This is a genomic window from Microcoleus sp. A006_D1, assembly GCF_036702805.1.
In the GTDB taxonomy this organism is placed as follows: domain Bacteria; phylum Cyanobacteriota; class Cyanobacteriia; order Cyanobacteriales; family Microcoleaceae; genus Microcoleus.
The window spans coordinates 211,132-231,897 of sequence record NZ_JAUBVZ010000008.1; the positions used below are offsets into that span (position 1 = coordinate 211,132).

General features: G+C 44.5%; 18 protein-coding genes and 1 pseudogene. 4 read left to right on the forward strand and 15 right to left on the reverse strand.

Annotated elements, in window-relative coordinates; genetic code table 11:
* Window positions 1-133 precede the first annotated feature (133 nt).
* The 14 genes and pseudogenes from QUB68_RS16930 to QUB68_RS16995 all read right to left on the reverse strand — a co-directional run bounded on the left by QUB68_RS16930 (window position 134) and on the right by QUB68_RS16995 (window position 16,125).
* Complete coding sequence (locus QUB68_RS16930; protein WP_332994545.1) at window positions 134-766, reverse strand: response regulator transcription factor; 633 nt, start codon at window positions 764-766, stop codon at window positions 134-136.
* Between the two features lie 312 nt (window positions 767-1,078).
* Window positions 1,079-2,110 (reverse strand): ATP-binding response regulator, encoded by a 1,032-nt coding sequence (locus QUB68_RS16935; RefSeq protein WP_332994547.1) that lies wholly within the window; start codon window positions 2,108-2,110, stop codon window positions 1,079-1,081.
* A 135-nt stretch (window positions 2,111-2,245) separates the two neighbouring features.
* Window positions 2,246-2,467, reverse strand: a complete 222-nt coding sequence (locus tag QUB68_RS16940; RefSeq protein WP_332994549.1) for a hypothetical protein — start codon at window positions 2,465-2,467, stop codon at window positions 2,246-2,248.
* Window positions 2,468-2,513: 46 nt separating this feature from the next.
* Window positions 2,514-4,019 carry an ATP-binding protein gene (locus tag QUB68_RS16945; RefSeq protein ID WP_332994551.1) on the reverse strand — a complete coding sequence of 502 codons (1,506 nt, stop codon included), beginning with the start codon at window positions 4,017-4,019 and terminating at the stop codon, window positions 2,514-2,516.
* A gap of 60 nt (window positions 4,020-4,079) precedes the next feature.
* Window positions 4,080-4,877 carry a hypothetical protein gene (locus QUB68_RS16950; RefSeq protein ID WP_332994553.1) on the reverse strand — a complete coding sequence of 266 codons (798 nt, stop codon included), beginning with the start codon at window positions 4,875-4,877 and terminating at the stop codon, window positions 4,080-4,082.
* Between the two features lie 216 nt (window positions 4,878-5,093).
* Window positions 5,094-5,669, reverse strand: a complete 576-nt coding sequence (locus QUB68_RS16955) for a hypothetical protein (protein ID WP_332994555.1) — start codon at window positions 5,667-5,669, stop codon at window positions 5,094-5,096.
* A gap of 6 nt (window positions 5,670-5,675) precedes the next feature.
* Window positions 5,676-8,297 (reverse strand): annotated as a pseudogene (locus QUB68_RS16960) (ATP-binding protein).
* Between the two features lie 56 nt (window positions 8,298-8,353).
* Complete coding sequence (locus tag QUB68_RS16965; protein ID WP_332994557.1) at window positions 8,354-9,655, reverse strand: glycosyltransferase; 1,302 nt, start codon at window positions 9,653-9,655, stop codon at window positions 8,354-8,356.
* A gap of 577 nt (window positions 9,656-10,232) precedes the next feature.
* The gene (locus QUB68_RS16970) at window positions 10,233-10,598 is read right to left on the reverse strand and encodes a hypothetical protein (protein ID WP_332994559.1); all 366 of its coding nucleotides are present in this window, start codon (window positions 10,596-10,598) and stop codon (window positions 10,233-10,235) included.
* A 163-nt stretch (window positions 10,599-10,761) separates the two neighbouring features.
* Window positions 10,762-11,151, reverse strand: a complete 390-nt coding sequence (locus QUB68_RS16975; RefSeq protein WP_332994562.1) for a hypothetical protein — start codon at window positions 11,149-11,151, stop codon at window positions 10,762-10,764.
* Window positions 11,152-11,274: 123 nt separating this feature from the next.
* Complete coding sequence (locus QUB68_RS16980; protein WP_332994565.1) at window positions 11,275-11,715, reverse strand: CAP domain-containing protein; 441 nt, start codon at window positions 11,713-11,715, stop codon at window positions 11,275-11,277.
* Window positions 11,716-12,001: 286 nt separating this feature from the next.
* Complete coding sequence (locus QUB68_RS16985; protein ID WP_332994568.1) at window positions 12,002-12,781, reverse strand: LysM peptidoglycan-binding domain-containing protein; 780 nt, start codon at window positions 12,779-12,781, stop codon at window positions 12,002-12,004.
* Between the two features lie 299 nt (window positions 12,782-13,080).
* On the reverse strand, window positions 13,081-15,429 hold the full coding sequence (locus tag QUB68_RS16990) for a PhoX family protein (RefSeq protein WP_332994571.1): 2,349 nt from the start codon (window positions 15,427-15,429) through the stop codon (window positions 13,081-13,083).
* A 291-nt stretch (window positions 15,430-15,720) separates the two neighbouring features.
* Entirely contained in the window at window positions 15,721-16,125 is a 405-nt protein-coding gene (locus QUB68_RS16995; RefSeq protein ID WP_332994574.1) for a hypothetical protein, read from the reverse strand.
* Between the two features lie 306 nt (window positions 16,126-16,431).
* On the opposite strand from QUB68_RS16995, the gene folK reads away from it, so the two are divergent.
* The 4 genes from folK (at window position 16,432) to QUB68_RS17015 (ending at window position 20,053) form a co-directional block, all read left to right on the forward strand.
* A complete protein-coding gene (gene folK / locus QUB68_RS17000) occupies window positions 16,432-16,920 on the forward strand; it encodes a 2-amino-4-hydroxy-6-hydroxymethyldihydropteridine diphosphokinase (protein ID WP_332994576.1) in 489 nt (162 codons plus the stop codon).
* Window positions 16,921-16,998: 78 nt separating this feature from the next.
* Window positions 16,999-17,547, forward strand: a complete 549-nt coding sequence (locus QUB68_RS17005) for an NUDIX hydrolase (RefSeq protein WP_332994579.1) — start codon at window positions 16,999-17,001, stop codon at window positions 17,545-17,547.
* Window positions 17,548-17,671: 124 nt separating this feature from the next.
* Complete coding sequence (locus QUB68_RS17010) at window positions 17,672-19,123, forward strand: FAD-binding domain-containing protein (protein WP_332994582.1); 1,452 nt, start codon at window positions 17,672-17,674, stop codon at window positions 19,121-19,123.
* Between the two features lie 282 nt (window positions 19,124-19,405).
* Window positions 19,406-20,053, forward strand: a complete 648-nt coding sequence (locus QUB68_RS17015) for a Uma2 family endonuclease (protein WP_332994585.1) — start codon at window positions 19,406-19,408, stop codon at window positions 20,051-20,053.
* Between the two features lie 221 nt (window positions 20,054-20,274).
* On the opposite strand, the gene QUB68_RS17020 is transcribed toward QUB68_RS17015, so the two are convergent.
* On the reverse strand, window positions 20,275-20,730 hold the full coding sequence (locus QUB68_RS17020) for a hypothetical protein (protein WP_332994587.1): 456 nt from the start codon (window positions 20,728-20,730) through the stop codon (window positions 20,275-20,277).
* Window positions 20,731-20,766: the final 36 nt, after the last annotated feature.

The window sequence follows — 20,766 nt, forward strand, 5'->3', positions numbered from 1 at the left end:
GATAAGAGCTAATTTGTCCGATTAGCTCTAGCTTAGCCTTTCTCAAAAGTTTTGACGTAAAACTTGAGGTCTTATTTTTCATTACTTGCCGTCATAATAGTCATACTTATCAGTAAAAATACTGAGAATTAAACTACAAACTGACAATCCCCTGTTTTAAGGCGGTAATGGCGGCTTGCGTGCGATCGCCAACTCCCATCTTGCTCAAAATATTGTTAATGTGAAACTTGACTGTGCTTTCGCTGATGTGCAGCACTTGACTAATCTCGTGGTTGCTTTTACCTGCGACGATCAGGCGGATGACTTCTGATTCGCGATCGCTCAAGGAGGGCCCACTCAGGCGATCGGCTAACTTAACACCCACCGCCAGCGGAATGTACTTTTTTCCCTCAAAAACCGCCCGAATTGCTGCTAAAAGCTCCTCCGGTTCCGCATCCTTAAGCAGATAGCCCTTAGCACCCGCTTGCAATCCACGATAGATGTTTTCATCACCATCATAAGTGGTCAAGACAACAATTCGCGCGGTAGAAAACTCCCCACAAATCGCAGCAATCGCCGCGACTCCATCCATTTGAGGCATCCGCAAATCCATCAGCATTACATCGGGCTGATGTTGGCGAAACATTGTCACAGCTTCCTCGCCGTTGCTAGCTTGCGCCACAACTTTCAGATCTAATTCATTCTCCAACAATGCCACTAAACCTTGCCGCACAATATAATGATCGTCGGCAATTAAAACGCGAATAATATTTGATTGGTTAGTCATGATTCCCCTGTTAATCTTATGAAAGAGGACTGAAGTCCTCACTACAAACTTATTATGTTGGGTGCTTATGGGCGCACCATTGGTGTAAACTTAAGACTAAAACCCTTGAAAAATCTCGCTTCTAGCTTAGTCTCGATCCCCCTAAATCCCCCCTTAAAAAGGGGGACTTTGATCCTTTCCGGTTCCCCCCTTCTTAAGGGGGGCTAGGGGGGATCGAGAGCCTAATCGTCAGACAGCATTCTGTGACTACATTTGAGCTTAATTTAACACCAATTCACTGCGTACCTTACTTTATGAAAACCAAACCCTATCTTACTCCCGATTAATTGAAATTATAACTTCCGTTCCATCTCCCGGCTGACTGTTGATATCCAATTGTGCGTTAATGCGTCCCGCGCGTTCTTTCATCCCCAATAAACCAAAGCCATTACTAAAACAAATACTTTCCGTGTCAAATCCCTGTCCGTTGTCTTTAACCCGCAAAATAAACTTCGATGTTTCGTAAACCAAATTAATTTTAATGTCCGTAGATTTGGCATATTTAAAAGCATTTGTCAACGCTTCCTGCCCGATGCGTAACAGGTTATTTTCCACCTCTAAGGGCAGGGAATATGCCGTACCAACTACTTCAACAATAGTGTGCGTATTAGTATCTGATGACATTTGTTTGGTAATGTAATTGAGAGCGCTATACAAATCGCCATTTTCTAAAAGTTGCGGGCGCAAAGATTCGACAGAGCGCCGCGCTTCACCAAGTCCAGAGCGAGCCAGTTCGCACACTGTTTGGATGTGCGATTGTGCTTGTTCTGGATTGGCTGCAATTAGCCTTTGTGCAACTCCCAAATGTATAATAATGCCTGTAAAAGTTTGCGCTAAAGTGTCGTGAATTTCCCGCGCCATGCGGTTGCGCTCTTCTAGTATATTTTGGTCGATGAGTTGTCTAGAAAGCCTTCTAATCCGCAATTGATTTTCGACGCGCACTAAAACTTCTTGTTGTTGAAAAGGTTTGGTAATGTAGTCTATGCCGCCCACAGAAAATGCTTTGACTTTATCAAATATTTCCTGCAAAGCACTGATAAAAATTACTGGGATATCCTGACTGCGCTCACAAGATTTAAGTTGTTGGCAAGTTTCATAACCGTCCATTTGAGGCATCATAATATCTAGCAAGATTAAATCGGGTAAATGGGACTGGATAAAGTTCAGAGCTAATTTGCCGCTTGGGGCTAGGTGAACTTTATATCCAGCGGCTGATAGTATCCCGCTTAAAAGTTTTAAGTTTTCAGGACTGTCATCAATAATTAAAATACTTTCTTGACTCGTAAAGCTGAGGTTTTTGTTCATTTTTTCTCCCTCAATGTGTGGATTGAATGTCAATACGTTTGGGTTAACACTGTTTATTACCCGGAGATCCCCCTAAATCCCCCGAAAGCAAGGGGGACTTTGAGAACCTTCTTGTCCCCCCCTTTTTAAGGGGGGCTAGGGGGGATCTGGCTTAACTGAACCGTCTTGGATTAAATTTAGTAACTGTTCGTACTGAAAGTTTTTAATGCAAGTTGCGATCGCCCTAGCCAACGGTTGATTGATTTCGCGGATTTGACCGATCGCTATTTGCATCTGTTCCAAATCGAGATTGCTAATGGCTTGCTGGAGGTTGGCTACTAACTCAGGAGGTAATTCAGAAAAGGCGGTTTTTGTCAATACATTTACTTCATTCTCTGGGAAACTGGGCGCAGCGTTTAGTTCTTCAAATTCGATAGCGGGGTTGATTGGGTGCGATCGCAATTACTCGCCTGTTTAGCTGTTCCGGTGGGCGATCGGCATTTTCGACAGGATTAACTTTAATGTCAAATTTGAACAGTGTACCAACCCCCGCACGAGAGTTAACAGTCATTTCACCGCCCATTAATTGCACAAAATAACTGGCAATTGTCAACCCTAATCCGGTTCCTTGTTGGGATTTTTCCCCGGTTTGGGTTTGCACAAAAGCTGCAAATAGCTTGTCTAATTCACTAGCATCAATTCCCTCTCCCGTGTCTTCTATCTCAAAGCAGATTTTTCGAGCCAACTCCTGACGGTTAATTCTCACAGAAATGCCGCCTTGGGAGGTAAATTTTATCGCGTTAGAAAGCAGGTTTATCAAGATTTGGCGCAATTTTTTTTCATCAGTTTCCACATATTGCGGAACGCCAGATGCTCGCTCTACTAATAACTGCAATCCCTTATTTTCTGCGTGAAGTTGGAACATATCTTCGATATCGTTCAGCAGGCGGTGGAGGTCAAAGCTTGTCTGGTTCAGCGTTGCACGTCCGGCTTCTATTTTTGACAAATCTAATACTTGGTTAATTAGTGCGAGCAAATGTTCGCCGCTGCGACTGATAATATTCAGGTGTTCTTGCTGTTCTTGAAATAGGTGTGAATTGCGATTCATTAGTTGGGAAAAACCGAGAATTGCCTTGAGGGGAGTTCGCAATTCGTGGCTCATATTTGCGAGGAATATACTTTTGGCTTGGTTGGCTGCTTGGGCTGCGGATTCGGCTCGTTTGCGCTCGATTATTTCTCGCTGGAGTTCAAAAGTGCGATCGCTCACTTGCTGTTCTAAGGTGCGGTTGTAGTCGGCTAGCAGCTTTTCGGCTTGTTTGCGATCGGTGATATCTGCAAAAGTGGCGATCGCATAATTAATCTTGCCAGTTTCATCAACAATTGGCGTGCTGGAAACTTCCAAGGAAACAATCTTATCAGGTCGGTGCAACTCCATATCGTCTACTTTGACCGTTTCACCAGCTAAAGAGCGAACGTAAGGGAGTTGTGGAGTTGGATATAACTGATTAGTTCCTGCGAGATAAAGCTGACAAACTTCTGCTAATGTCTCTGTATTTACTTCCGGTATAGTCGGAATGGCGCTTAGTTGATGCGCTGTGCGATTTGCGTAGGTGATTTGTCCGGTGGTGTCGTGCACACTTACGCCGATCGGCATTGCATCGATAAACTGAGTCAGTCGGCTTTCGCGTTCCTTGACTTGGGCGTAGAGTTGAGCGTTCGTAATGGCGATCGCAGCTTGTCCCGATAGCAATTGTAACACTTCCAGGCGATCGGGAGTAAAAGCTTGGGCGGTGAGGTTATTTTCGAGATAAACAATCGCAGCAAGTTGACCTTGATTCATCAAAGCAGCACACAAGATAGATTTAGTTTGATGCGCTTTAATGTAAGAATCATTGGTAAATTGTCCTTCGCGGCTGGCATCATTTAGCACTAAATCTTCTTGAGTTCTAGCGACATAATTAATAACGGCTTCGCAAAGATTCGAGCAATTTTAAATAGGGATTGAAGGCAATAGTTTTACTCGTTCAGTATCCACTGTACCTTCAGCTTCAATCAGTAGCTTACCTTGTTTTTCCAAAATCAAGTAACCAGTTTGCGCCCCCACATTTTCAATCAAAATCTTCATCAATTTTGACAGTAAATTATCCAGCACAATTTCGCCGGAAATTACCTCGGAAGCTTTCATAACTGTAGAAATATCCAAAGCAGAACTAGAACGGCTGCCGGTGGTTGATGTCGTAGTTAAAATGTTTTTACTTGTCGAAATCGCAAATAATTGCGGGTATCGCGTTTCCAAATCTTTGACTTTAGCCGCCGCACCCCAAAGTTGATAGCAGTAACGAGCTTCCTGCATATAAGCCTTAGCTGTTAATTCTTTCCCCCTCGATAAATAGAACTTGGCGGCGAGTTCGTAAGCGAGGACGGCTTCATGGATATACTCATGTTCTTTGGCGAGGGAAATCGCGCGATCGTAATAATCTACAGCCAGGGAATCTTTACCAATAATTCTATATCTTTCTGCCTCAACTAGATTAAATTTGTGCAAGTGATTCATGGGGGCATGATGCGCCCATTTTTTAATTTTTTTCTGATTGTTCCTGACTTTTTTTAAACAGTGCTTTTGCTCTACTTGAGAAGCATCAGAATAGAATGAAAGCTGAGCCAGTGACTCATAAAAATAACAGTATGACACTTGAAGAGTTCCACTAGCACTCTCTACATACTGCATTGTAGAAGCTGCATTTGAGACAGCTTCAGCATATTGCCCAAATAAATAACAAAGAATCATTTTATAAAAATGCAGGGCAAAAATCGAAGTGCGATCGTTTGCTTCAGTTAACAGCGGCAGCGCAGCCCGCTCATCATAGGCACTGCCAACTAAATAGCAGGGGTTTTCCGAATTACCTAATAAATTAAAAACAGACTGCTGTAGAGGTTTAATCTGCCAAATAATTGGGTCAAATTTTAACTTTTCTATCGCAGCACGATAAATAATAATATCGCGTTATAGTCCCGACAATTCAGAGCCTACGAGGTACGAATAACCGCAGTAAGTTTGAGCAGCACAAGCAGTTTCTTCCACTATACCTGTTTCCAATCCACTTTTGTAAGCTTCTAACAAAGATGGTAAAGTTTCTTTCACTGGTGCTTTCCAGTGATGGATGAAGTCATTAAATGGTTCGAGGACTTTGCTCTTCAATTCTGGTTTGTTAAATTGCTCCAACATCTTCAATGCTAGTTGACCAAATTTATAACCATCTTCAATCTCTCCCACCACTCCGCACAAAATTAATCCATAAACTGTATAGGCATGGAGAGACTCTGGATAGTTGCCATACTTTACAGATAAAATCACCTGCTTAAACACAATTAAAGGCAACAGTTGAGGAGCAGCGCCATAGGCTACAGTAACCATAAATGACAGGATACGTAGCGCAGCTTGTTTAGCAGGATCGCTTCCTTGAGGTAGATTAGCCAAATCCTCAATGCGTTTTCCAACTAGGGTTAACTTAACTTCCAATAATCCGATTATGCTATCTAGATTGTTAGGCTTTGCAGACAGTTTGACTCCCAACTGCATCAGAATTTATCGCCCCAGATTAATTGCCATATCTTGTTGATTTTGGGCAGCATGAGTCATCATTTTTACCTCAATTACTTTGACTCGATCGAGGACTGTTTTAGCATTTTCTAGCACGATGGATGCTAAAGTTTCCATCAGCTCAAAATCGCCCAAAAGGTAAGCTATCCCTGCGGCTTCTTGATGCAGTTGCAAGCTGAGGTTGTATTGCACCAGCCAACAGTTTTCTGCCAGCAAATTTATCCCTGTTTGCAGGTAGTTGAAAGCTGGCTGATAAGCTACTGATGCCTTGGCTTTATTGCCAGCAATCAGATTTAACTGAGCTAGTTCATCTTTTTCCGATCGATCGCTAATTAATGAAGTGGCAAAATTCAGTTGATTAACAATGTCAAATATTTTTTCTTCTCGCTGTTCGCCACGAGTATTTTGCAGCAGCATTTGTCCAATTTGTCTGTGGACGATCGGCTGATCTCGATCGGCAATTAGCGAATAAGCAGCTTGCTGAATTCTGTCATGAACAAATTTGTATTCTAGCGATTGGCTGCTGGGTAATTTCCCGGCAATTTCTAATTCCACATCTCCCATATTCCCCAGCAACACGACTAAATTTTCCGCAACTGCTGCATACAAATCATCCGCCGTTTCTCGCAGAGATTTTTGACAAATCGAAGCTAGGGTTTTGACATCAAATTGATTGCCAATGCAGGCTGCTATTTTTAAAGTTTCCTGCGTATTATCCGGCAGTTTTTGAATCTTGCTAGACATCAATTCGACAACATTATCAGTGAATCCCCTGGCTTTAATTTCCCCTAAATCCCATTCCCATCTGACAGCGGTAAAGTCAAATTGTAACAGCCCTTCGGTATAAAGCGCTTTGAGAAATTCATTCATAAAGAAAGGATTGCCACCCGTTTTTAACAGCACTAACTCAGCAAGGGCTGAGACTATTTCCTCGCGGCAATTCAGCGCGTCGGAAATCAATTGAGTGAGGGTGGGCAAATCCAAAGGTGACAGGAAAATGCGATCGACACTGACTTTATTTTTGATAATTTCTTCAATTGTCAAGCTTAACGGATGAGCGGCAGAAACTTCGTTATCTCGATACGCGCCGATTAAAAACAAACCTGGTGTCGTACCGCTCATTAACAGTTCGATTAACTTTAGAGAAGCGCCATCAGCCCACTGCAAATCGTCTATAAATACAGTCAGAGGATGTTCTGGTTTAATAAAGACTGTAATGAAATTCTGAAACACTAAATTAAAGCGATTTTGGCTCTCGCTCGGCCCTACTTCTGGTAAGGCTGGTTGCTTGCCTATTATTAACTCTACTTCGGAAATTACATCAATGATGACTTGACCATTTATCCCTAAAGCTGTTAATAATTTTTGTCGCCACTCTTGAAGTTGTACTTCACTTTCAGCTAACAGTTGCTTGACTAATTATCGCAGGGCGCTGACAACAGCACTGTAGGGAATATTGCGCTGGTACTGGTCGAATTTGCCGGAAATAAAATAGCCACGCTTTTGAGTAATCGGTTTATAGAGTTCTTGCACGATCGCGCTTTTGCCAATACCAGAATAACCCGCAATCAGAAACAGTTCGCTTTGCTCGGAAGCTCGATCGAAAGCAGTTAAAATAGTGGCAATTTCTCGCTCCCTGCCGTAAAGTTTTTGCGGAATTTGAAATTTATCGGAAATGTCTTGACAAGCTAACGGAAAAACTGATATTGTATTATAGTCGTGCAATTGATTCAAGCATTCTTCTAAATCTGCTTTAATTCCCAAAGCACTTTGATAGCGCTCTTCAGCATTTTTAGCCAGCAACTTCATCACAATATCCGAAATAATTTGCGGAATTTCGGGATTGACCTCAGATGGAGATAAAGGCTGTTTTGCAATATGGCTGTGTACTAATTCCAGCACATCATGAGTGTCAAAAGGCAGTTGATGCGTCAGCAGTTCGTAAAAGGTAGCACCGAGGGAATAAAAATCAGTGCGGTAATCGAGACTGCGGTTCATTCTGCCAGTTTGTTCCGGTGACATATAGGCGAGAGTTCCCTCTAAAATGTTGGGATTTCTTAGGCTGTGATTCTCTCGCGTTAACTGCGTGGAAATGCCAAAGTCGATGATTTTTAGCTGGCCGGTATCTGGATTGAAAACGATGTTTGAAGGGTTGATGTCTTTGTGGATGATGTTGTCTGCGTGAATTTGTCCCAAACTGTCAGCGGTGGCGATCGCAATTCGTAACACTTCTTCAAGAGTAAATTTTTGTTGCTGCATCCAAATTTTCAAGGATTCGCCGCCAAAATCCTCTAAAAACATCACGAGGGTGTTTTGATATTGCTGCAAATCGTAGGCTTTGATACACCCCGTCAGGTTCAAAGATTGCGTAATCTTATACTCTGTGCGGTAGCGGGCGAGTTCTTGGGGTGTGGGATAATTTTCTTTCAGGACTTTGAGGACGATCGCCCGATCGTGCGATCGACTAAATGCTCGATAAACCAGAGAATTCGCGCTTTCGTAGATTTGACTTGTGACTTCAACGCCAGGAATAGTCAGCATATTCACCCTGCGGTCAACTGTGGAGTCGAACATAGCATAAATATGCCGATCGCACAATACGTGCATCAGCCGATTTTAGATTTTAGATGTTAGATTTTAGATTGGACTCCACAGCTTAGATTTTAGATTTGAGACGCCAAGACAGGTTTCCCAGTCAAGACAACCTGTTCGATAATATCAGCCGCTTTCTTGACTCCGCCCGATCGCGCGTTAGCGAAGCCCTCGAAGAGGATCGCCCCTTGCATCTCCACCGCCCTTTTTTTGTAGGAATCTTGTGTCAGCACTTTCTCAATTGCACTTCGCATTTTAGCAACACTCAACTCCTTCAAAGAAACCACCTCACCAACACCCGTCCAAGCAATCCGAGCCGCGACTCCAGGCTGGTCATTCGCCACAGGAATTGCCACCATCGGTACTCCATTGCTCAAGGATTCCAGAGTTGTATTCATGCCCGCGTGAGTAATTGTGAGAGCCGCTTTTTCCAGCAGTTCTAATTGCGGTGCATAGCCAACAACGATCGGATTTCCCGGCAATTCCGGGAAGGATTCTGGACTCGCGCCTCCTCCCAGAGAAATCACCAATTGAGCATCCAATCCTTCACAAGCAGAGGCGATTATTTGAAAAACATCCAGCAATCCATTTTGCACAGTTCCCATTGAGGCATAAATTAATGGCTTGCCTGTTAATTTATCAAAAGGAAAAAGCACTGGTTTGCGCGTCGCTGGGTTGTGAAAAGGGCCGGTGAAATGGAAGTGTGGGGGTAATTTTTGCCTGGGAAAGTCGAATTCCGCAGGTTGTTGGCTGAGTTGAGCCAGTTGAGAGTAAGCATCATTTGGGTGGGATTGCAAAGGTAAATTCCACTCTTTGCGATACTCCGCGATGACTTCTTTAATTGGTTTGGTAAGCAAATTGAGTAACTGATAGCTAAGTTGATTGCCTAAACGCGCTCTCCAATTTGGACTGTATTGCCAAGGGGTACAAAAGGGAGGAATGTTGGGCTCTTGATTTAGGAGTAACGCATTGCAAACTGTAATAAAAGGAAGGTTGAGAAAATCTGCGATCGTTCCTGCTTCCGATGAAACTTGGTCTATAAGTAAAGCTTCTACACCTGATTTTTTAATGGTGGCGGGAGCTTCTGCGAGCATCACAGCCGAAATGCGGGCGAGCGAGTTTATAGTGTATTGCAAGGCAGCCAGTCCGCTGAGCTTGCCGAGTTGAGTAAAGTTTTGGGCGATCGCGCCGACGGGAAATTCAGCTTCAGCTAGTGGCTGAAATTCTAATCCGCAGAACAAAGTTTTGGCTTGAGCATCGGCAAAACTAAACAGGGTGACTCGATGCCCTCGGCGAAGCAGTTCGCTGCCCAAAGTTGTCATCGGGTTGAGGTGGCCGTCGAATGCTGGACAGATAATGCCGAAGTGGGTCATTAGGGAACGCTCCTTTGAGTTTAAGGTTTTTGTAGCATTATATCTGCGGTATGAGTGTTTTTTGTGGCTGGGGCGATGCGCTGCCGGAAGTTGGCGCGGCAACTAAACTATAAGGCGATAAACGCAACAAAGGTCGTAACTCATAGTTTAGTTTCCAGCCCCTATAAAAGCTCCTGCCTCAGTCACTTACCATAAAAATGACCCAAAAAATTCATCAGTATCAGCGCCGAAAACAACATACAACACCCTCCTGCAGCACTCTCCATGTTAATTTTTATACCCATCAGGTCAACACCTGTTTTCTCATTACGATTTCCTGACCTCATTAGGTTGTAACCTACCCAGATCAGCAGTCCTGAGATACCAAACGATCCTAAAGTCACAATCAATCCCGGAGGCTTTATCGGCTGCTGTTTGCTCTGCTAATAGTATGTCGAAAATTTGTAGAGGCATATACCCGACCTTAATCATTCTTAAGTGCATCAACAGAAAAAAACACTGGGATGGCGTTTTATTCAACGCTCAATAGATAGAGTCGAGCGTCGATATATTGAGTGGAATCTGCTGTCTTATTAAGTCAAGGTTTTCTAAATTTAACTTTACTGCCATCTCTATCAAACCAACCTCTAAAAGCCCAATTGATGTATCCACCATCACCGTTATTCGCGAACTCGCCATCTTCAAAAACCCAGATTCCGTAAACAATACTGTCATAATTAGCAGAGCCATATAGCTGAACACCGTTGAATCGATCCTCGTAATCTTGGCTCAAATTAAACACCATCACGTTGTACTGCTCCTTAGCAGAATAGAAGGCTGTCTCCATGAGAATTTTTACAAATCCATCTCGGTTTTGATTAGCGCTAACACCAGATGAAATTGCTTGAGCAATTCCCAGCAGATCCACATTGATCTTCAAACTTGCACCCAATTCCAAAGGCATATTCGTTATCTCCTGACTTTGATATTTTTCTCAACTTACTTTGTGAGTTTTCTGCAACTATCGATTTATCAAGTCAAGCGTAAATCTGTTACTATCTACAAGCTACCCACCGCACAAGCCATAACAGACTGAATAATAGAACAGATTCCGCCAACTGAAACAATCAAAGTTTTCCGTTTTTTTCACAGACTAATTTTGTTCGTCCATGTTCAGACAATGTTCGCACAACCAGCCAATCACGACTACCAATGTTTTCTTTACAAGTTAGAGGTTCATCTCTATCTGGCACTCTAACGCTAATTTTTAACTCTGGATCTGTGCATTCACTATTACCTCCGGGGCAGCAGTCTTTTCCTCCTTTGGGAATAGGATTAGTTGTTCTTTGCCATCGCTTAAACATATTGTCCAATGAGCGGCTTTGTATGTCTTCTCCTTGAATATCGAAGTCGGTTCTGTTATAAACACAGTAGGCAAAAACAGGAACGGTTTTCAACAGTAAAATGCTTGTAACAAAAATCCCATGTATACCAATTAAACCAAGCTGTTTTTTCATGGCGTTTTGTTCTGTGGAATAAACAAAGAATAAGATTAACCTCGCAATCGCTCCTCAACTAACCTCATACCCTGACAGTGGAATGAAAATTTTTAAACAAGTGAGTTTTCAACAAGCTAATATTTATCCAGCCGGGTCGGATTCGTGTCCAAACCATACTGCTGCATAGCCTTTATAGATGCCAATACCCATTGCATTCCAGGGTTGAGTCCAAATACCTTGGTTGAGAATTACACTATTGTGAGGGGGACTATTTTTCCATGATTCAAGGGCTGCTTCAGGTGTGATATTTCCACCTAGACGGCCTGTAGCAATTTCATAGCCGTTACCCTGATAGGAGGTTAACCGCTTAGGAGCATCCCACATACATTTTTGACCTTCCTCATGATTGGGATCGTAAGCACAGTTGCTCCAGCTATGTGTAATCTCAGTAGCAAAGCCGTCTAAGTCTTCCACGTGGGTTTGAGCTACATAATCGAGCGATCGCGATCGTGGAATTATTTCTGGCATCCCATTCTCGGCACGATATTGATGGATCAAGTTATATAACGTTTCCGTTTCCATGTTTAAACTCCTTTTGCTAGGTTTGTTGAAGGCTTTGGTGTTACCTGAGTTGTGAATAAATCAAGGCGACGCCAAGAAATTCCGACATAATGATAGTTACATCTTGCGATCGGATGTATTTTGTGCAAGGGTTCCAGATATGTTGTGCGGCGCATCCAGAACACTTGCTACAAAATTTTTGAAACAGAATCTACAGAATTTTTAGTAGTGCGCCATGTTTTCGCAAAAGATGCTCTCACCCATGCTGACACCCAAAATTTGGGTAAAAAGCTGGCTTGAGAAAGTGTTACGAAAAATCTGCTGGTGTCACGTTGTAACCACCATATTCTTCGATGTAACGGAGAATAGATGTGCCAAATTCATCATGACTGACTTCGTTATTCAATAGAAGTTTAGCTACTCCATAGGGGCCGCGCAAGTGCGCTCCCGCTAGAATGCCAGAAAGGGAAATCGTGATGGTTTTTGACACCCCATTATCCATAAATGCCTTGGGCTGACCAAGGTAATTATTTACGGACTGTCCTTGCTCCCCAAGCGCACTATTGACCCGCTGCCTGTTTTGGTTAAAAGCCTCACGAATTGCTGCTTCTTGAACATCTGGAGAATTCTTGAATTGTTCTTGACTATTAACGCCCCTCTTTCCTGTCCAAGTACCCAGCCAATAATTCTTGTCAGCACCATTTCCATAGAAAACATCTGCTGTGTAGTAACCTAGATCGATCAGCAAAGGTTCTCCAAATTGATACTTTCCCATGAAACCCAATGAGTTTTCAACCTTGTACTGATTGGGATCTCCTGATGGTAAGCCTGATTCAAATGCTCCAAGTGCTTCTAGCATATTTTGCAAATTTCCATTACCACCAGATGACGGAGAGGGAGGGGTATAGCCAGGAATACATATCTCCTGACCAGGCTGCAAATTGCTAGCATCATTGTCTGTCAATAAGCTGCCATCTGGTTTACTCATTTCACGCCAACGATTACCATCACCTAATTGTTGCTGGGCAATGTTATAAAGCTTATCTTCAGCCTTTACTATGTACGAAGTACCGACTGCACAAGGCATAAACGACCTCCACTGAATAGGTGTTGCAAATTTCCAAGTAACCAACAAGCCTCTAGACTATTTCTGCTGGTCTTTGCTCTGTAAAACCACTTTAGGGGAATAAGCCCAAGGAATGTGCTAACTCATGGTTTAGTTTTTAGACAATAAAATATGCCAGCCACTAAGCCGATCGCAAGTGCAGGAAATAACCTGAACTTTTGGCTAGGTGTCGCGCCCAACGAAGTAATACCTATTCTGACAACTAAGGACACGGCATTGCCGTGTCCCTACTGATATTGCCTACAATCTAGCGGATGACTCTAGACAAACTGGCCGATTGGGCTCGATCGCACGCGACGAATTCCAATCACCGACGGCATCGGCGATCGGCGCGAATCATTCGAGATATTGCTCGGCCACAAACTGCCGCGAGCAACACTCCGAGTTTGATTGAAAACAGCACCGCTCAAATCCAACATTTCAATTTGGCGGCTGAGTACAGTACCATCATCGATCGGGCAATCTTCCCCCGGATGCTGCACCGCAAGCAACAACGTATCTCCGACAAAAGTCGGCCCCGTCATTTCGCACCGATTCGGCCCGTGAGCAAACGGAATTACACTTCCCGCATTCGGCCCAGAAGTCGGAATGTAGAACAACCAATTGTTACCGAAAACACCAGTAAATTCCGAGACATTTCCAGTTTTCTTGTGGTCGATCGCAGCGGGTTTCCCAACAGAACCCACATCAAAACCATTGTGCGTACTCGTAGACATATCAGTCACGCCCCAAACATTGCCTTGAGGGTCAAAAGCCAAATTGTCAACACTAGCAAATCCCGCTCCAGCTAACGCACCGGCTTCTCCACCTTGGGCAAAACGCTGCCAGCGGAAAGTCAAACCAGCACCGTCGGGACTATCTTCAATTATCTTGTAAATTCCTCCCGACTGTTGGCCACTGTTGAGGGCGGCAGTGTATTTTGCAACATTAAAAATGCGAGAATCTGGATAGCCATCGCTTCCCGGTGCGCCGTCAGTATAGGCAATGAAAACTTCCTTAGTAGTAGGATTAACTTCCAAATCTTCCGGCCGCGCCGTCGGAGTGCCACCAATCAAATTAGCAGCTAAGAAAGCATCAACTAAAACCGCACCTTGGCTACTGTAGAAATTAGCAAGAGTTTTATTTCTGTAGCCGGCAAGTGCTGTTGCTTCATTAGTTGTATCTGCTACAAAAGAACCGCCGTCTTCGGTTTGACCTGCAATTCCGGCGCGTTTTGGCAAGCGAGTATTTCCATCTCTTTGAGCTTTGCCAAAACTTGCCAATTCGGCTTCGGCCATTTTTTGGGGACTCACCGGATTTGTTTGGGCATTGATTGTCAGTGGTAGCCATCTTCCCGCACCGTTGCGATTGTATTGGGCGACGTACAAAACGCCGTCTTCTAATAATCGGCTGTTGGTTTTATCTGCGGGATTTGCGATCGTACCGTTGCTGACAAATTTCCAGGTGTGTCCGCCGCGGCGATCGTCCCCCATGTACACTACTAACTTGCGTCCCGCTTCGGCGCGAAAGGCGACGTTTTCGTGGCGGAAACGGCCTAAAGCAGTGTGTTTGCGGGGGCGGAAGTTGGGATCTTGGGGATCGACTTCTACCATCCAGCCGTATTTTTCGCCGACTAAACCGAATTCTTCACCGGTTGTTCCCTTGGCGTAGCTGGTTTGGCCGCCGTTGGGTTTGACGTTTTCCTGAACTCCCACGAAGAAGAGTTCGCTGCCTTGGAAATTCTCTTCGGCGGACAGGATTGTCCCCCAAGGGGTGGTGCCGCCGGAACAGTTGTATGCTGTGCCGATGATGCGGTTGCCGAGTCCGTCGCTGTTGACGGTGGCGAAGACTTGGGTAGCAGCAGGGCCGGTTCCTGTGAGATAGTTATTGTCGCCTTGTCTGGTTCCCCATCGGGTGACATCCTTGTATTTGTCGGAACGCTGGCTGTTGATTCCCAGGCCGGAAAGTCCGTGGATGCGTCGGTTGAGGGAGTCGCGGGGAATGGCGGCAAAGCGTCCGTCAGCTTGTTTGGTGATGCGGACGATCGAACCACCGAGATTGTACAGGAATTCGCCGAGGGTATCGCGATTTTTAACTGACAAGTCTATACCGAGGACGGCGCGATCGCTCGCTGGAAAAGATGCCACATCTGACGGGGTATCCGGCGCCACTTTCGACATTGGGAAGCCTACGTACTCGTGGTTTACCCACAGATAGCCGTCGTCAGTGCTGCCGCGCAGGCCTATGAAGCCCGTGTAATCGTTGTTGTAGCCGAAATAGTCTGCCGAATCGGGGAAAACGCGATCGCCCCAGCGGAGAATTACGTAACGTTCGTATTCCGGTGGCACAACCACATCGTCAACCACGTTGTAGCTGGTTAATTTAGTATCTGGCGAAGCACTGAGCACTGTTCCCAGTCCGCCCGGGGCTGTCGGCAGGAAGCTCGACAGTTCTCGATAAATTGGCAGCGGGTGGGGAAGTCTTAGAGGAGTGAAAGATGTCGGAACTACAGCTTTGGCATCGCTGGAATTGATGCCGAACAGTGTTTGAGTTAGGCCAGGAGCAAGCACGGTGGTAGCTGCACTGCTACCGAAGAAAATTAGCAGTTGTCGGCGAGTTATTTTAGACATAAATTCCTTTTCAACCCAACATCCCTAGTCAGACGAGTCTCAATAGAAATCTACTACTGTTAAATTAAGGATAGTTAAACTTCTGATTAATTAAAGTTGGGGAATATTTGGGTTAAAAATACGTTAAATCTAGACTAAGCGAATTCTTCCTAACTCGTCGGGTGCTTATGGGCGCACCTTCCTCCAAAATTTTTATGGTACACACGGAGCTAGTTAGAGGGCGGGTTTTGTACAGAGTTTATGTCTATAACTGGAGTTTTTTCGCTAAACCCGCCCCTACGAGTTTAAAAGCTAATCATCTCGAAAAGCCGGATCGTTTTGTCGGGATGCCGATCGACTAGGCGCTGGTACATTAATCCTTTGCGGTTGGCCGGAATTGGCGGGTGAAATATTGGGATCTATGAATCCCAGCAGCAATTTAGAATCCGCAAAATATCTAGTCCACTGTTCGATTCTCGAATCTTTCTGCCACTGGCTGCGGGATACTCTCGATCGCAAAACCGGAACTCTTAGCCGGCTGCGATCGGCTGTAATGACGATCGTAACTTCTGTTAATGCCGGATTTTGTTGAAACTCGCGGGCGATCGACAATGCGGCTAAATCTTCCGCCTGCTGCACTAAACTCGCAAAAGATTGACTGCCGTCCGAATCTAGGGTAAGATAGCTTTCCTTGGTTTCTGCGAAAGATACTGACATACTTGCGGCAAAAAAGACCGTTACTAAAATAAGGCCTGAAAATAAGCGCCGATGCAAATTCATTTTTTTTTAGACTAAATACTGACACTTGTCAAGTGTAATAAATAAAAATTAATCCCAAATTAAGGTTTGATTAAATTATTATTCTGTATAATCAGATTCGGCCGAAAATAGGGCTTGTAGTGGCGGGTTTCACCTGAAGCGTTTTGGGTAGCGAAGGAAATCGATAAACCCGCCCCCGCGTTACTGAAAAATTAATTACCAATTACCAATTACCAATTACCAATTACCAATTACCAATTACCAATGAAATTAATAAAATGCGCGATCGCCCTCGGTAGCAACTTAGGCGACTCCCTCGCCACACTCAAAAGTGCGATCGCAACTCTCAACAACACCCCGGAAATCACCGTAAAATCCCATTCTAGCTGGTATCAAACTGCCCCCGTCGGGCCGCCGCAACCCGATTATATCAATGCCTGTGCCATCCTAGAAGTTGCACTAGAACCAGAACAATTGCTGGCAGCTTTATTAGAAATTGAAATAAAATTTAATCGGATTCGCCGAGAAAAATGGGGGGCGAGAACCCTCGACCTAGATTTGCTGCTGTACAATGATTTAATCCTAGACACTCCGACACTGACTTTACCTCATCCCCGGATGACCGAAAGAGCTTTTGTATTAGTACCTTTAGCAGAAATTGCCCCGGATTGGGTGCATCCAGTGACCAAAAGTGCGATCGGCAAAATCCTGCAAACGGTAAACTGTTCAGGAGTGGAAAAAATGAAAGTGTAGAAATTGAGCAAAATTCCGGGCTGCGATCGCCTATGATGTCTTAAATCGGTGCCATCAAACATTATTCGATTCTCGCTTATGTCGATCGGTCAAGAACTACCCCAACTCCTCAAACAGCGCTTGTTCTACAAAGGGCGCAAATTTAACTTTGACGTAGCTACCCTCCGCCTTCCCAACGGTTCCGAAGGCGAATGGGAATGTATTCGCCACCCCGGCGGAGCACTGGCGGTTCCTGTCACCCCCGAAGGCAAACTCGTCTTGGTGCGACAATACCGCTTCGCCGCCAAAGGGAGGATTTTAGAATTTCCCGCAGGTACTGTCGAAATCAATGAAAGCCCCGCCGAAACTATCAAACGCGAAATCGAAGAAGAAACCGGATATCGCGCCGGAAAATGGCGGGAATTAGGCAAATTCATGCTCGCCCCCGGTTATTCCGATGAAATAATTTATGCTTTTTTAGCACAAGATTTGGAAAAATTGGAAAAGCCCCCAGCACAAGACGATGATGAAGACATGGAAACAGTCTTATTCACTCCCGAAGAATTAGAAAAAGCGATCTTAGCTGGCGAACCAATTGACGCGAAATCAATTTCTAGCTTTTTCTTGGCGCGTCCATTTTTAACTTAAGCAAACAGTCTTGGACGCAAACAATCTATCTGTAGGGTGCGGAATCCGCACCTTACTTAAGGTATATTAGTAAGGTGGGCAATGCTCACCCTACGGGAACTGTAAGAAGTTAAAATATAAAAAAATGTCTGATTTAATTTTATTTTGGCACCGCCGCGACTTGCGTATTTCTGACAACATCGGATTGGCGGCAGCGCGCCAGCAAAGCCCGAAAGTAGTCGGAATTTTTTGTCTGGATCGCAACATCCTAAATCTCGACGATGTAGCGCCAGCCAGAGTCACCTACATGATCGGCTGCTTGCAAAAACTCTCCTCGCGTTACGTCGAATTTGGCAGCCAATTACTGATAATTCAAGATGACCCGATTTTGGGAATACCAAAGTTAGCAACAGCGATAAATGCTCAAGCAGTCTTTTGGAACTGGGATGTAGAACCCTATGCACAAAAACGCGATACATCCGTATCAAACGCCCTCCTACAAGCAGGAATTAACGTTCAAAATTGCTGGGATCAAATCCTGCACGCGCCGGATGAAATTCGCAGCGGGACAGGACAACCCTACACAGTTTATACCCCGTTTTGGAAAAAATGGAACAGCAAACCGAAAGCCCAACCTGTAGAGACACTGCCGATAACTGATCTGGAATTAATGACTGGATTAACCGCAGAAGAACAAGCAATCGCCAACCAAGCAGGTGCCATGGAAACACTGCCAACTGCCTTTAGTTTGGGATTTATTTGGGAAAATCCGTTAGTAATAGAACCCGGAGAAGATGCAGCGCGATCGAAATTAGAAGAATTTTGCGATCGGGCAATTTACCAATATCAAGAACAGCGCAATTTCCCCGCAAATAACGGCACATCCCAACTCAGTGCCGCTCTCAAATTTGGTGCAATAGGCATCCGCACTGTTTGGCAAGCTACCCAGATAGTAATGGATACTTGCCGCAGCGAAGAAGCCTGCACAAGCATCCGCACTTGGCAGCAGGAAATAGCGTGGCGGGAATTTTACCAACACGCCATGTATAACTTCCCAGAATTAGCAGACGGGCCGTATCGTAAAGCATTCAAAGACTTTCCTTGGGAGAACGATGAAAAGCTGTTTCAAGCTTGGTGTAGGGGCAAAACAGGTTATCCGATTATCGATGCGGCAATGCGGCAGTTAAATCAGACTGGTTGGATGCACAATCGCTGTCGCATGATAGTCGCTAGTTTTCTCACCAAAGATTTAATTATTAACTGGCAGTGGGGCGAAAAATACTTCATGCAAAACTTGATAGACGGCGACCTTTCTGCTAACAATGGTGGCTGGCAGTGGAGCGCATCGAGTGGCATGGATCAGAAACCTTTGCGAATATTCAATCCCGCCAGTCAAGCTCAAAAATTTGACCCGGAAGGGGAATATATTCGGCAGTGGGTTCCCGAATTGCGCCGAGTAGATACTAAAGTTTTGCTAACAGGAAATATTTCGCCTTTAGAACGGCGGCTGCTTCATTATCCCGATCCGATCGTAGACCACAACGAGCAGCAGCGCAAGTTTAAGGAACTTTATAAACAGCAAAAAATCGTTGAGTAGAAAATCGGGCGAATAGAATTCGCGCCTACACAGACAAAACCCGAGCTCAGAGGGGTTGAAGAAAGAAGAAAGAAAGGGCGAATGGAATTCGCGCCTACACAGACAAAACCCGAGATCAGAGGGGTTGAAGAAAGAAGAAAGAAAGGGCGAATGGAATTAGGTTGTTTTCTTTACACCTTCTGAATTCGGACGAAATTTTTTGTAGACGCGGTTTCAACCGTACGTCCTATCTGATCTAAATCGTATTTAGTTACAATAAACTTACATAAATCGGAGGTTGAAATGGTAACGCTGCAATTGAGACAAATCAGTGTACCCCCAGGACATAGACTGCTGTTAAACGATGTTAACTGGCAGGAATTTGAAGCGATTTTAGAGGAGTTTGGAGAACACCGTGGCTCTAGAATAGCTTACAGTCAAGGAACTTTGGAGATTAGGATGCCGCTACCAGAACACGAAAAAGCTAAAATCATTATTGGCTATTTAGTGAAAATTTTGTTTGAGGAACTTGAAATAGACTTTGAACCATTTGGTTCGACGACTTTTAAACGAAAAAGTATGTTACAAGGAATTGAACCTGATGAATGTTTTTATATCCAGAATTACGCTCTAATGATTAACAAAAAGCGCATCGACTTAACTGTCGATCCACCGCCGGATTTAGCAATTGAAGTCGATTTAACTTCCAAAACTCAACTGGACGCTTACGAGGCGCTGGGAGTCCCTGAAATCTGGCGCTATGAAAATAAAAGGCTTCTGATTAATGTGCTTGAAGATGGGAAATATGTTGAATCGGAAATAAGTCCGACATTTCCCAATCTGCCAATTATTGAAGCTATTTCTCAGTATTGCGAACAAAGTCAAACAGCGGGCACGAGTCAAACTCTCCGATTGTTTCGTAAGTGGGTTAGAGAGCAAATACAAAATTGATCGCAAATCCCTAGTAGACAAGATTGCAAGAGTCCTAGATTATCGGGAAATTATCTGCGTTAATCTGCGTTAATCTGCCTAAAATCTGCGGTTTGCTGATCGATCAAAGACTTATGCAATTTAAGTCTAGTCTTTGACGCACTTGCTGTCATAAATTTGGCTTTTTCACGATCGCAAATCCCGATTTTTCTGACAGCAAACGCCCTAATCTCGTTGTACTGTTAATTGCGCTTTTGGGAAATAGACAGAGAGTAAGGGTGTTGACCTTGAGATCGATCGCCCACAAAAATAACATAAGTTCCCTTGTCCCCATAACCGGAAAATTCTACATTTCCCGCAGCAGCATTCGCCGGTAGGACGCAGAAACGCCCCCTCGGCCCCTGAATCATCAAACTCGGAGATCCCGCAGTTTGTACCGCAATCCGCCAGTAAGGTAAATCCTGCGTTACTTCGATGACGTGGTTCGGCCCTTGGGCCACAAAACCGCAGTCGCCGCTATTGTTCGGGCCGCCGGAGACTCCCGAAACGTTCAGCGGTTCGGGAAATCCCGGAGCAATTTGCAGCGGTTGGCTCCGAAGGGCTCCAGCATCCGCTAAAATCATTCCCAAGGCTAGGGTCACGATCGCACTAAACCACGGTTTGCTTTTGCTGCGATCGCCCGCACAGTGTATCTTCATATTTCCTCACTCACACAATGCCATTTAGTCCTAGTT

What these genes read in the sequence shown, in the direction of transcription:
- QUB68_RS16930 (WP_332994545.1), bottom strand. Translation starts at nt 766, where the DNA reads ATGACTAACCAATCAAATATTATTCGCGTTTTAATTGCCGACGATCAT.
- QUB68_RS16935 (WP_332994547.1), bottom strand. Translation starts at nt 2,110, where the DNA reads ATGAACAAAAACCTCAGCTTTACGAGTCAAGAAAGTATTTTAATTATT.
- QUB68_RS16950 (WP_332994553.1), bottom strand. Translation starts at nt 4,877, where the DNA reads ATGATTCTTTGTTATTTATTTGGGCAATATGCTGAAGCTGTCTCAAAT.
- QUB68_RS16955 (WP_332994555.1), bottom strand. Translation starts at nt 5,669, where the DNA reads ATGCAGTTGGGAGTCAAACTGTCTGCAAAGCCTAACAATCTAGATAGC.
- QUB68_RS16965 (WP_332994557.1), bottom strand. Translation starts at nt 9,655, where the DNA reads ATGACCCACTTCGGCATTATCTGTCCAGCATTCGACGGCCACCTCAAC.
- QUB68_RS16970 (WP_332994559.1), bottom strand. Translation starts at nt 10,598, where the DNA reads ATGCCTTTGGAATTGGGTGCAAGTTTGAAGATCAATGTGGATCTGCTG.
- QUB68_RS16975 (WP_332994562.1), bottom strand. Translation starts at nt 11,151, where the DNA reads ATGAAAAAACAGCTTGGTTTAATTGGTATACATGGGATTTTTGTTACA.
- QUB68_RS16980 (WP_332994565.1), bottom strand. Translation starts at nt 11,715, where the DNA reads ATGGAAACGGAAACGTTATATAACTTGATCCATCAATATCGTGCCGAG.
- QUB68_RS16985 (WP_332994568.1), bottom strand. Translation starts at nt 12,781, where the DNA reads ATGCCTTGTGCAGTCGGTACTTCGTACATAGTAAAGGCTGAAGATAAG.
- QUB68_RS16990 (WP_332994571.1), bottom strand. Translation starts at nt 15,429, where the DNA reads ATGTCTAAAATAACTCGCCGACAACTGCTAATTTTCTTCGGTAGCAGT.
- QUB68_RS16995 (WP_332994574.1), bottom strand. Translation starts at nt 16,125, where the DNA reads ATGTCAGTATCTTTCGCAGAAACCAAGGAAAGCTATCTTACCCTAGAT.
- folK (WP_332994576.1), top strand. Translation starts at nt 16,432, where the DNA reads ATGAAATTAATAAAATGCGCGATCGCCCTCGGTAGCAACTTAGGCGAC.
- QUB68_RS17005 (WP_332994579.1), top strand. Translation starts at nt 16,999, where the DNA reads ATGTCGATCGGTCAAGAACTACCCCAACTCCTCAAACAGCGCTTGTTC.
- QUB68_RS17010 (WP_332994582.1), top strand. Translation starts at nt 17,672, where the DNA reads ATGTCTGATTTAATTTTATTTTGGCACCGCCGCGACTTGCGTATTTCT.
- QUB68_RS17015 (WP_332994585.1), top strand. Translation starts at nt 19,406, where the DNA reads ATGGTAACGCTGCAATTGAGACAAATCAGTGTACCCCCAGGACATAGA.
- QUB68_RS17020 (WP_332994587.1), bottom strand. Translation starts at nt 20,730, where the DNA reads ATGAAGATACACTGTGCGGGCGATCGCAGCAAAAGCAAACCGTGGTTT.